5 protein-coding genes are annotated in these 10,301 nt (G+C 41.5%); 4 read left to right on the forward strand and 1 reads right to left on the reverse strand.

Annotation, left to right across the window (positions count from 1 at the left end; all coding sequences use genetic code 11):
• Positions 1-68 precede the first annotated feature (68 nt).
• The 4 genes from ACF8PK_RS06915 (at position 69) to brxL (ending at position 8,889) form a co-directional block, all read left to right on the forward strand.
• On the forward strand, positions 69-2,735 hold the full coding sequence (locus ACF8PK_RS06915) for a TrlF family AAA-like ATPase (RefSeq protein WP_108693861.1): 2,667 nt from the start codon (positions 69-71) through the stop codon (positions 2,733-2,735).
• 14 nt (positions 2,736-2,749) lie between these two features.
• The gene (locus ACF8PK_RS06920) at positions 2,750-3,982 is read left to right on the forward strand and encodes an RNA-binding domain-containing protein (protein ID WP_108693862.1); all 1,233 of its coding nucleotides are present in this window, start codon (positions 2,750-2,752) and stop codon (positions 3,980-3,982) included.
• Between the two features lie 93 nt (positions 3,983-4,075).
• Positions 4,076-6,775 carry a BREX-1 system phosphatase PglZ type A gene (pglZ, locus tag ACF8PK_RS06925; protein WP_108693863.1) on the forward strand — a complete coding sequence of 900 codons (2,700 nt, stop codon included), beginning with the start codon at positions 4,076-4,078 and terminating at the stop codon, positions 6,773-6,775.
• A 74-nt stretch (positions 6,776-6,849) separates the two neighbouring features.
• Positions 6,850-8,889: a protease Lon-related BREX system protein BrxL gene (gene brxL, locus ACF8PK_RS06930; protein WP_219929056.1), complete on the forward strand. Its 2,040-nt coding sequence runs from the start codon at positions 6,850-6,852 to the stop codon at positions 8,887-8,889.
• Positions 8,890-9,077: 188 nt separating this feature from the next.
• Here the strand turns inward: brxL and ACF8PK_RS06935 are convergent, their stop codons facing one another.
• Positions 9,078-10,181 (reverse strand): hypothetical protein, encoded by a 1,104-nt coding sequence (locus ACF8PK_RS06935; RefSeq protein WP_108693865.1) that lies wholly within the window; start codon positions 10,179-10,181, stop codon positions 9,078-9,080.
• Positions 10,182-10,301: the final 120 nt, after the last annotated feature.

The raw sequence follows: 10,301 nt of genomic DNA on the forward strand, positions 1-10,301 counted from the left end.
TAGCCTGCTCTACCTATTGCGGTTTTTATGTAATAATTGCATGCAGGATGTAAGTGAAGGAGATTTCGATGAGTGAACATAAGGCTCAATACTGGAAGTGTGCTCTGCAAGTAAACCCTGCGAGTTACATCAAGCATCGGGGAGAGCAGCAAAGTCAATCAGAAGATGAGTATAATCAAGCTATCTTAGCAGCTTGCCTTGAAGAAAGTATCAAAATTATAGGCTGCGCAGACCACGGTAATGTTGCTGAAATTGCGTCACTAAAAAATGTACTGGAGCCACATGGTATCGTCGTTTTTCCTGGGTTTGAAATTGCATCTAGCGAAAAAATTCACTTTGTTTGTCTGTTTGATGAATGCAAAACATCCACAGAGCTGAATAGAATTCTCGGCAGCTTAGATCTTATAGATCCTACCGATGGTGTTTCTCCGTCTAGACTAGGAGCCATTCAACTCATCGACAAAGTAACTGAGCTGGGTGGTTTTATCTATGCGGCACATTCAACCAATGATGATGGTGTATTAAAAAGACGGATGCATCATATCTGGCAGCATTCTGGATTACTAGCGGCTCAAATCCCTGGGTCGATAGAAGATCTGAAAGGTGTCGAAGATGACTTTTACAGAAAAGCAATTCAAAACAAGCTTCCTGACTATAAAAAAACGCCTAAGATAGCCGTCATAAATGCAGCCGATGTAGCAAAACCAGATGATCTTAGAAAACCTGGTGCTAGTTGCTTTATCAAGATGACAACACCTACCTTTAGTGCATTCAAAATGGCATTCGTTGACCCAGAGTCAAGAATAAGGCTCCATTCCGACATGCCTGAAAATCATGCTTCAGCTATTGAGCGTATTGAGTTTATAGATGGGTATCTAGATGGTATTGATATATCAATATCAGAACATCTAAACACGATAATTGGAGGTCGGGGAACAGGCAAATCAACGTTGCTAGAGTGCATCCGCTATGCTCTAGATAAAAAGCCGTTTGAAGCAGGCTCCGCAGACAAACAACATAAAAAAATTATTGACCAGAACCTCGGAAAAGATAAAGGGATGGTGAAACTGACGATCAGAAGCAATGTGTTAAATGGTCGTCGATTTACTGTATCTAGAAAATATGGTGAATACCCTGTCGTCCGCGATGAGCAGAATCAAGTAACTCAGTTCCATCCATCTGAGCTGGTTCCCGACTTAGAAATTTATGGGCAAAATGAAATCTACGAAATGGTTCGGGATGATGTCCAGCGAACAGTTTTAATCAAACGATTTATCTCCGATGAAAAGCCAAATGAAATGGCTCAACGTCTACAAACGCATATTGCAGAGAATAGAAAGAAAATACTAGACCAACAAAAAGAAATTGCTGCGGTTGAAACAGAAGTGGAGCAGCTACCTAACCTCCAAGAACGTGCGAAGCTGTTCGCAGACTTAGGACTAGAAGAAAAATTAAAAATTATTCCTATTTTAGAACGAGAGAAACAATTGGTTCAAACAACTAAGGACGAAGTATTACGCTTCTCTTCCCTGGTTGAGATAATCAATGACAATCTGCCTGATCCTGTATTTCTAAGCGAAACAGCTATATCCACCTTACCTCGTGCAGAAGATTTTCGAAAACTACGATCTGTTTTAGAAGATCTAAAGAATACAGGTATCAGCATTAGCAAGCAGCTACAAGAAAGCTCAACAACTGCAATGAATACTTGTACTCCAATAACTGAAAGCGTAGCTGCACAAGTTAAAGCTCAGGAGGATGAGCTTGAGAAGGCCTTCAGGAAAATCCCTGCGAACAATGGAAAATCAGGAAAAGCACTAGGGGCAGAATATAAATCTATATTAACTCGTATTGAGCAGATCAAACCTAAGCAGCAGCAACTAGCAACAAGAAACACATTGCTAACTGAGTTGTATAGAAACCGAGCGACTTTAATGGCTGATTTACGAGAGGAAAGAACTAGACATGCTAGCGATTTAAAACGAAAAATCAAAGCCTTAAACCGTAAGCTTGAAAACAAAGTAAAACTAGAACTATGCTCCGAGGCTCAAAGGCAAGACATAGTTGACTACTTACTTGGATGTCGTCTAGAACAAGTCGGTGCTGCAAGACTATCTTGGGTAATAGAAAACGATTTTACCCCAGCGCATCTCGCAACAAAGATTAGAGAGGGGCATGATGCCTTGGTTAACTGTGGTTGGGGGATAACTCCTACGGTTGCAACCTCTCTATGCAAAATGACAGAACAGCAACTTCTTATGCTTGAAGAAGTACAAGTGAGCGATCGAATGTCCATAGAGTTGAACGTCAGTCATACAGATGAAGAACAATTTAGAGATGTTGACAGCTTATCTACGGGTCAGCAATGCACAGCTATCTTGCATTTATTGCTTTTGGACAATAATGACCCACTCATACTAGATCAACCTGAAGATAACTTGGACAATGCCTTCATCGCAGATAGAATCGTGACCCAGCTACGTAGTGCCAAAACATCTAGACAGTTTATCTTTGCAACTCATAACGCCAACATCCCTGTATTTGGTGATGCTGAGTGGATAGGAGTTATTAGCTCTGACTCAGACAAAGGTGTCATACCTGAAAGTCAGCAAGGTTCTATTGATGTTGAGCAAATACAGAAATTAGCCGCCGATATCCTTGAAGGCGGTGAAGCTGCTTTCAATCAGAGACGGAAAAAGTATGGCTTTGACGATAAAGCTGTTACGAATAAATAACTTGGAAGAAAAAAATGTTAAGAACAGAGCTACTTGAAATCATTGCTAACGGTGAAAACTCAGGTGTTGAATTCAAACGTGACGACATCAGACCAGAACAACTTGCCAAAGAAGTGGTAGCTCTAGCGAATCTGCGCGGCGGTCTAATTCTCCTTGGTGTGGAAGATGACGGCTCTATCAGCGGCATCAACAGAGAAAACCTTGAAGAATGGGTTATGACGTCTGTATTTTCCGCCAAAGTTCATCCTATGATTCTGCCATTTTATGAAGAAATACAAATAGAGGATGGCAAAAGGGTCGCTGTAATATCTCTAACCCAAGGAACTAGCAAACCCTATGTGGTAAGACATAATCAACGTGAAGACGTCTACGTGCGCTTAGGTAGCACATCTCGCTTGGCTAGTCGAGAAGAACAAGCTCGCTTGTATGAAAGTGGTGGAATTCTTCACACCGAAGTTTTACCCGTAGCGGGAACTTCTTTTGCTTCACTAAGCAGAGAGCGGCTAACTGATTATCTCCAAAATATTCTGCAAGAACCTGAAATGCCAACAACCGAACAAGAGTGGATTACACGACTACTTGGGCTTGGTTATCTTGTCGAAGGTGTTGGTGATCAGGTTGTGTGTACTATAGCAGGCTTGCTTTTATTCGGAACTGCTCCGAGGCGCTACCTAAGGCAATCTGGTATTAGACTTATGGTGTTCGATGGTGACAGCATGGAATACCGAGCAGAACTCGACGAGGTGATAAATGCACCTTTTGTGGGTTTATGGACAACTGAAGACGGAACGCGTCAGCTTGAAGAAGTTAACTACGGGATCATCGAACGCTTTATTGACAAAATCACACCTTTTATTAGTGAAGAAGCTGACAACATCGATAGTGGTTTCAGACGAGAAAGTCAGTGGCATTATCCGAAAGAAGCAATTCGTGAGGCTCTAATCAATGCCCTTGTCCACCGAGACTGGACAAGAATGGTTGATATTGAGGTTGTTGTTTACTCTAACCGAATCGAAATATCTAGTCCAGGAGCTATGCAAAACTCAATGACCATCGAAAAGATGCTCGCAGGACAACGTTCGCCTAGAAACCCTCTGATAGTTGAAGTTATGCGAGATTATGGTTATGTAGATGCGCGTGGAATGGGAGTAAGGACTAAAATAATCCCTCTCATGAGGCAACACTCAACTTCAGAGCCTGAATTCCAGCTTACCGACGATTACCTGAAACTAACACTGTACCGTTAGTTAGGTTTAAAACCCCACAGTTGTAGGAAGTTCCCGATAGCAAGCTAGTAAAATTGCTGCTTCTCGGGTCATGATAATTTCAGGTAAAAAATAATGAACATAGACCAAATATCTCAGGGCCTTTTAAACAAATTTGAACATAGCCGTTTGGTATTTTGGCAAGATACCGACAAAGAGTTCATTGATCAGCTTGATGAGCTTTCTATTGACGGCATTGAGATCATCCATTTAGATGATAAGTCCCACTTCGAAGTAAAGACTCGTGTCGAGCTACTTGAACCAACCACCCGATTTGTTCTGTACAGCAACACTGAAACCAACAAACCAGAACGCGATTGGTTATATGACATTCGCCTTTACTCCGAAGATTTCTATGCTGACTCAAGCTCAATGATCCTGAATGAGATTGGCATGAGAATGGAGTTTCGTCAGGTTATTTCCCATTACCGCGCCTTTTTTACAGCTAAGGTTCGCCGTGAACGCCTGAAGAAGTTGTTGCCTCACAGTGCAAATAAAGAAGAGCTGGAACTAGCACTACTAGCAGCGACACTTAAAGTTGAGTCTCCAACCTTTCCTGCTATCTTGAATCATCTGTTATTAAAGCTTGCAGATAGCATCGATGTTAATACTATTTTCAGTGATCTAGAAAAGTACAACTTGGTTGATACTTTCTGGCGCTTTGCTTTCGATGTGATGGGATATCAAGTTGAAAAATTTGATGACACAGAGCAAATTCAACCTCATCTAAACGATTTGGTGACCAAACTTCTATTCACAGAGTGCTACCAGTCTTTACTTAATAGTGGAATCAACGGTAATCACGAGGTCTTTGCAAGGTTCAAGCAGCACCTGCTACCAATCAATTTAGATGAATCAGGTAAACGCGATTATACCGAGCGAAGAACATTTAACTCATCTAAACGAGCGACAGCGATCAGTTTTATTAAGGGTATGCGAGAAAATCGAAATTTATCAAATGCATATAACACCCTTGCAAAACAAGTAGAGCAAGAATTCGAGATAAAGCACATCTTGTCGATGGTTAAGTCCCCTACGCACCTTCATCGTGTCGATACTTTTGAATATGCAGAGCAACATTTTATTATCTTACTCGCTCAACAATTAAGCGACCTCGATCAAGTTGAGGTCGATTCGTTGATCTCTCATCGCTTAACGACACATTGGACTCATCATCAGCCAAATTACGCAGCTATCTTAAAAGCAATTCGAGCTGCCAAACAGTTTTATGCGTTAAAGCAGCAGTATATTGATGGCTTTAACTTTTCGTCTGCCAAAGAAATGTACCGAGCGTATGAAACTGACTTGTATAAGTTCGATTCTGCATACCGACGTTTCTGTGAGCATGCTTTAAAAGTCGCTCATAATGGCTCTGATATATTGAAAAAAACAGGGTTGGTTTCTGATATCGAAACACTCTATGTGGACTGGTACTTACACGACCTAGCGATCGCTTGGGGTAAACTCGTCGATGAAGAATCTTTGTTAGATAACTGGAAGATTTCAGGCGTACCAAACCAAAATGAGTTTTATAGACGACAAGTCGAAGGCATTTTTAATACAACACAAGTCAAAAAAGTATTTGTCATTATCTCTGATGCACTTCGTTATGAGGTTGCCCATGCAATAAGTGACCAAATAAATAATGAAAAGCGCTTTCATTCCGAGATTAAATCTCAACTTGGTGTCGTACCTTCCTATACTCAGCTTGGTATGGCTTCTTTGCTACCACACAATGAAATCTCTACACACATCAACTCAACCGTCGAATACAAAGTCGATGGTATCAGTGCCCGAGGTACAGACAATCGAAATAAGATTTTGGCTAAGCGCAATGGGATCGCGTTTAAAGCCTCAGAAGTGCTGAACTGGACTAATGAGGAAGGCAGAGAAAAAGTTCACGACGCTAGAGTGATCTATATCTACCACAATGAAATTGATAAGGTTGGAGATAAAGGTGAATCAGAGCATCAAACTTTTGAAGCCTGTGCGACAGCTATCAGTGAAATCAAGCAGTTAATTGAACGTATCATCAATCGCTTAAATGGTAGTCGTGTGTTAGTTACCGCTGATCATGGTTTTATTTTTAAATCCAGCGATGTTGTCGATTCAGATAGAACGGCTTTAACCGTCAAACCAAAAGGTGCTGTTGAAGCTAAAAAGCGCTACATCATTGGCGAAAGCCTCCCAAAGGACAGCTTCTATTGGCACGGCAAGATGACCAACACAGCGAGTTTAACTGTAAACTCGGAATGCAGTGGCGGTGAATTTATTGTTCCCCGCGGGTCAAATAGGTTTAATTTCGTTGGTGGGGCAAAGTTTATTCACGGTGGTATTATGCCACAAGAAATTTGTGTTCCAGTCATCCAAGTCAAAGAACTAACTACAAATAAATTGCAGTCACGATATGCTAAAGAGCGAGTACCTGTTGTTCCGCTTTCAAACCCTATCCGTCTTGTCTCTATGGCAGATAAAATAGAGCTTTTCCAGGCTGCGGCTGTAGGCGAAAAATATACGGCTCGTGAGCTAGAGATTTGGATTGATGATCCTAATGGCCAACCCGTATCCCACAAACAGAAAGTGATGTTTGATGCGACCTCTGAAAAGCAAGATGATAGAAAGCGAAATGTCGTGATCATGCTCAACGGTACGGGATTTGATCGCACCGTATCTTATAAATTAATGATGAAAGATATCAGCGATCCAACTAAGACACAAGAGCTACAACCACACTCTGTCACGATCGATATCGCGATAGAAGATGACTTCTTTTAAGGCGTTAGGAACCCTGTATGACAGAAAATTATAATCAACAAGAGCCTATTGACGTTCCTAGTCAGGCAGATGAAATCCAACATGTCAGAGATGTCGATCTGGATGAGTTGATGACGACTCAATTCAAAGGAAGAGTCGTACGTAAAGACCTGACCAAACAACTTAAGGAAGGAGCCAATGTTCCTGTCTATGTCCTCGAGTACCTGTTAGGGATGTATTGCTCGACTGATGATGATGAGTTGATAGAAGCTGGCTTAGGTCGAGTAAAACAAATTCTGACTGATAACTATGTTCGCCCAGACGAAGCTGAAAAGGTCAAATCACTGATCCGAGAAAAAGGCACACATAAAGTTATTGATAAAGTCACTGTAAAGCTTAATCAGAAAAAAGACGTATACGAGGCGAGCCTATCGAATTTAGGTATCAAGGACGCGGTGATCTCTGCCAATGTTGTTAAAGAGAATGAAAAGCTGCTGACAGGCGGTATTTGGTGCATCATCACTCTAAGCTACTTCTATGAGGAAGGGCAAAAGACGTCACCATTTTCTGTTGTTGGCTTAAAAGCAATTCAAATGCCTTCAATGAACATGCAAGAAGTGTTTGACGCTCGACGTAACTTCACTATGGATCAATGGCTAGATATGCTATTACGCTCAATTGGTATGGAACCTGCCAATCTGGAGCAGCGTGCTAAGTGGCATATCTTAGCCAGAATGATACCGTTCGTTGAAAATAACTATAACGTCTGCGAGCTAGGCCCTCGCGGTACAGGTAAGTCTCACGTTTATAAAGAATGTTCCCCGAACTCTTTATTGGTATCGGGTGGTCAAACCACCGTCGCTAACCTTTTCTATAACATGTCAAGCCGCCAAGTCGGTTTGGTTGGCATGTGGGATATTGTCGCTTTTGATGAAGTCGCTGGTATCCGATTTAAAGACAAAGATGGCGTGCAGATAATGAAAGACTACATGGCTTCAGGTTCATTTAGCCGTGGTCGTGATTCTATTGAAGCGAAGGCTTCAATGGTCTTTGTTGGTAATATTGATCAAAGTGTCGAAACACTGGTTAAAACGAGTCATCTACTTGCCCCATTCCCTCCAGAGATGATTGACTCAGCATTTTTTGACCGTTTCCACGCTTATATTCCTGGCTGGGAAATTCCTAAAATGCGCCCAGAGTTTTTCACAAACCGTTTTGGTTTGATCACTGATTACCTTGCTGAATACATGCGCGAAATGCGCAAACATGCATTTGCTGATGCTATCGACAAATTCTTCAAGCTAGGAAACAATCTCAATCAGCGAGATGTTATCGCCGTTCGCCGTACTACATCTGGACTACTAAAACTTTTAGTGCCACATGGCGAGTACTCTAAAGAAGATGTACGGATTTGCTTGACCTATGCACTCGAGGTTCGCCGCCGAGTGAAAGAGCAACTCAAAAAAATTGGGGGAATGGAGTTCTTCGATGTTAACTTCTCTTACATTGATAATGAAACGCTCGAAGAGTTCTTTGTAAACGTTCCAGAACAAGGCGGGGCAAAAATCATCCCACCAGGTAGACCCAATGCGGGAGTCGTTCATTTCGTTAGCCCTGGCACTGCGGGTAAACTTGGTGTCTTCCGTATTGAAACTCAAAAAACAGCAGGTAACGGTAAACTAACGACATCAGGGCTTGGTTCGGATACAGAAGCAAAAGAGCAAGTCAAAGTCGGTTTCGAGTATTTCAAAGGAAACCTATCACGAATAGCGGCGAACAATCAGTATTCGGAACATGAGTTCCATTTGCATTTTGTTGACCTCCAGATGTCTGGTCACTCACATAGTTCTAGCCTAGCCGCTTTGATTGCTAACTGCTCTACTCTACTTGGAAAGCCGATGCAAGAATCAATGGTGGTTTTGGGGTCGATGACCCTAGGAGGCGTATTGCATCCAGTTCAGGATTTGGCAGGCTCAATGCAGGTCGCTCTCGAAGCTGGTGCAACCAAGATTCTCATTCCTATGGCATCTGCTACGGATATCCCGACGGTGCCAGCTGAAACATTTACTAAGTTTCAAGTTAGCTTTTACAGTGACCCTGTAGATGCTGTTTACAAGGCCCTCGGGGTTAGCTGATATTTGTTTATGATATATTAAAGCGGCTTATGCCGCTTTAATACAATTATGCTGCTCAGTATTTATCATTTAGTCTTATATAAACTTCGCTTGCACTGACTCACTGCCAACATCGGAATTGACCTGTTCATTAATGTAGGTATTTAATGGCAAGCCTTAAAAATGCAACAAATCTCACAGCAACTATCCTACACCAATACCCTTGCACCTGGTACGTAACCGCCCGATTTAGCTATCCTACGTTTTAATTCAAGGTGGTTATCAATAGGTAGCCCACACCACTTTCTGACATCTTCAATGATAGAGAATAACTTCAGTGAATTGATGTTCTCGATTACGACTAACAAGTCATTCTCATCCACATCAGTTTGCCAAGTGAGTTCACTCATATGTACGGCTCCATCGCCGTATTTTTCAGTATCTGGATAAGAACAAATCTGGTACTCATGAGAAAGATGAATCAGCAGGTGATAGTTCATGTCTTCACTTAGGTACAGTTCGCATCGTATCGATTGCCATAAATCATGTTTGATGCATTTATTGTTTGGATAGCGACGGCCATCGCCAAAACGCTCGATAATCGGTTGATTAACAGGTTTGGGGTTCGAATTTTCGATTAGTAATACTTTCTCTCCTGTCATGACGACCTCTTCAACATCAACGACAGGATTTAGGTTAAAAGACTCCTCGGTAGCTAGTAAAAATGTCGGACATTGCTTAACAAGCATCCAAAGTTGGTATATCAAGTGGAAGACATCTTTATCTTCAACTAACACAGAGCTGTTGAACACAGGCATCTTAAGACAGGAATCCTCATTCTGATTTTTTAACCAGTGATGATATCTTTGGAAGGTATCTTCTAAGTCATCATCGCGAATCATTTCATCTATATCTGACAAGCGAATAGTTTCAATGTAGTTACCATTCTCATCTTCTATTGGAATACACTTACTTAATAAACTGGCCTGATTTTCATGATCTTGGAAAAAGCGAATGAGTTCCCGCAAGTAGCGATTTTCCATTAACTCACCAAACGACGCGACAAAGGTGTCTACGCTGTTAAAGCATAAAGCATGCTCAAAACGTCCAGACTCACGACGCGGCGCTCCGCAAAAGTCGATAATTGATTGCCTTTCAGATGGCGACAAAAGTCTTTTGGCCGTTTTCATCTCACTTATGCGAGACTCTTCTATACAGAGTACATTTGACATATCTTTCTGCGTTTTACCCTGACTCTTAAAGTAGCTGATAGCGTGGTTTATCCACAATATGGTATCTCGTTTCTTGCTCATAAGTTCTCCTTAAGTATTGATTTATAGACTATAGAATACCCAATGAGATGTAATTACTTATTTGTCGTAATTTGTCGTAATAAATTACGAATAAATACAGAGCATTTTGCACTGGGAGGT

The sequence above is a fragment of the Vibrio sp. CJQ_6 genome (assembly GCF_043106745.1).
Taxonomy (GTDB): Bacteria; Pseudomonadota; Gammaproteobacteria; order Enterobacterales; family Vibrionaceae; genus Vibrio; species Vibrio furnissii.